This is a genomic window from Bifidobacterium sp. (assembly GCF_050874245.1).
In the GTDB taxonomy this organism is placed as follows: domain Bacteria; phylum Actinomycetota; class Actinomycetes; order Actinomycetales; family Bifidobacteriaceae; genus Bifidobacterium.
In genome coordinates this window covers 1-2,577 of the sequence record NZ_JBNMKH010000144.1, presented here as the reverse complement: position 1 = coordinate 2,577, position 2,577 = coordinate 1, and the positions used below count along the sequence as shown (strand labels likewise).

General features: G+C 58.3%; 2 protein-coding genes. One reads left to right on the top strand and one right to left on the bottom strand.

The features are described from left to right. Positions 1-137 precede the first annotated feature (137 nt). Positions 138-782, bottom strand: a complete 645-nt coding sequence (locus ACR0P8_RS09285; protein ID WP_432624787.1) for a hypothetical protein — start codon at positions 780-782, stop codon at positions 138-140. Between the two features lie 179 nt (positions 783-961). Between ACR0P8_RS09285 and ACR0P8_RS09280 the strand changes: the two genes are divergently transcribed. Further along, positions 962-2,506 (top strand): DNA cytosine methyltransferase, encoded by a 1,545-nt coding sequence (locus tag ACR0P8_RS09280; protein WP_432624786.1) that lies wholly within the window; start codon positions 962-964, stop codon positions 2,504-2,506. Positions 2,507-2,577: the final 71 nt, after the last annotated feature.

Here is a 2,577-nt window from a genome sequence, read left to right as displayed (position 1 = left end):
CTTCGTGCCATAAGGCAGGAGCACCATCTTCTGGGAGACGACCCCGTCGCCGTCTCCGTCCGCCAGTACCACCTGTTCCTTCCACGCCTTTTCGTCTATTCCGAATCCGAAGCGTTCGTTGAGGTCGGTGACAAGCTTCAGCGTTGAACAATGACAATCGCCAATGTGCTGAAAAAAGAGGTTCCCGCGAAATAGCGGTCGAGGTATGGAAGTCTCGCAGCCTCCGCTTTATTTCCCTTCGGATTGGCATGAACCAAGTCCGAATGCAGCCATCCATCGCCTACCAGCAGATCCGACATGGCTTCACTTTCAGGCGACCCGTCTTTGTCATATATCTGAACGGAATAGGACATTCCGCCATTTTTGTCGCGCAAATTCTCAAATCCCGTTCGACAAGCATTCAGGAGATCCGAGGACTTCTCATCCAGTTGGCGTTCGTCAAGAAGCGAGTCTATCGAACTGAACACCTTGTCTAGATATATCGGTTCCGACGCGAGGATACAGGGTCTCGTACGGGCCGCCAAAGATTCGAAAATCTCCTGATCGGGCATTATGTACTTAATCCGGACCGGCTGCCCTTCCTTGTATTCCACCCTCATCGATGGGTTCACGTATTTTTCGACGCTATGGTCCCGAACCATTGAATGCGCCTCCACACGGCGCGCCCGCACCACGAAGCGATATAAAATCTCCCGCGCCTGCGCTGCATCCTTTGGATTCCAGTGTTCCCCTCTGAAATTAGGCTGTTTCGACTTCCTGTCGTTTTCGTTGTTTCGCGCCAAAGAACCTCCTGCCCGGCGTTTTGGATATGGACGTCATCCACGATAACCGACGACTCGAACATGTGTTCGATTTTGGCTGACAGCAAAACAAAGCCGACGACTCGGAAAACGACCCTCCCCACGTCCTCCGACACCCCTGTTTTCGTCGGTCGGACCGCACCATCCTTATACTGTCCGTTATGCCATCTTTTATCGAACTGTTCGCCGGTTGCGGCGGTCTGAGTCTTGGTCTCCGAGCCGCCGGCTTCAACGAGCTTATGGCGAACGAACTGTCCAGTATGCCCGCCGAGACATTCGCGCTGAATCTCATGGGCGTCGACATGCGCTCCGACGACTTCGCCGCCACGCGGCCTTCTGATCGCCCTGTGCTGTGGCTCGATCCCGTGTCCAATGACATTGGTGAACGACTGGCCGATAACCCATTCGAGCGCCCTGAGACGGACATGTCGGAGGTCGCCGACGCTGGCGACCTGACCGGCCGGCTTGTGGTCGGTGACATTCGCAGACTGAACGACCTTGCCGACCGTCTTGGACATCCGCTGATAGAGGGCGACGTGGACCTCGTGTCCGGAGGTCCGCCATGCCAGAGCTTCTCTCTGGCCGGTCGCCGCGAGTTCGGCAATCAGCGTAACCAGCTGCCGTTCGAGTTCGCGCGCTTCGTCGAACGCCAACAGCCACGTATGGTACTGCTGGAGAACGTCGAGGGCATTCTGCGCCCGTTCAAACTCGAGGACCGCATCTACCACGCATGGTTCGAAGTATGCAAGGCATTCGCCTCCATCGGCTACGCCACCCGCCCTTTGCTTATCAACGCGCGTAATTGCGGTGTAGCGCAAAACAGGCCACGCTTCGTCATGCTCGCCGTCCGCATGGATCTGGCCATGTCCTTATCGGCGCCGACCGCCGCCATGTTCGCGCAGGGCATGCGCCTTATCGATGCGGTCGGACACGGCGACGTCGACTACAATCAGGACGAATGGAAGGTACTCGATCTGACCGGCGCCGATGCGGCCGACAAAACGGCCGGTACGGTACTGGAGCCGCTGACCGCGTTCTGCGATCCAGGCAGGCAACGTACCGTCTCTGACGCGATCCGCGACCTTGAGGAGGAGCGCGGCCACCGACGAAGCGATTATGTCAGGGATTTGAATGACATCCTAGCCCCCGCGCTTGCCAACCCGAAACGCCGCATGGCGAACCTGTCGCATCCAAACAGCACGCCCCGTGTCAGGGCGCGATTCCGCGTGTACCAGACGATGGTCGGCATGGACAAGGCCGCTGTGGCCGACGTGAAGGCGGTCATTCGCGGTGACGCGCTTCACGTGTCCGCCGCGACCGCGAAGACATTGCTGTCCGCCGACCTACTGCCGTATGACGAATTCAATCCGCCGACCGATGCCACGGAGCTTGATGCCTACCTATCCGGCCTGCATACACGCAAGTTCAGTCAAAAAGCGTTAAGGGCAAACGAGCCGGCGCCCGCGGCCCTGTCCATCCCTGATGACATCTGCCATTACTGTGAGGCCCGCACGCTGTCGGTACGCGAGATGGCGCGTATCCAATCGTTCCCCGACTCGTTCGAGTTCAGAGGCATTCCGACCACAGGCGGCGCACGCAGACGCTATCAAGTGCCGCAGTACACGCAGATTGGCAATGCGGTGCCGCCACTGATGGCGCGCCGGCTCGGAATGGTCGTCAATGCCGTATTGAAGGAGCTTGGATGAAGGGCGAGGATTCGATTAGGTACGTGAGCAGGCGTATCGCAAGACTGGAGAAGGATCAACAACCGCAGGCG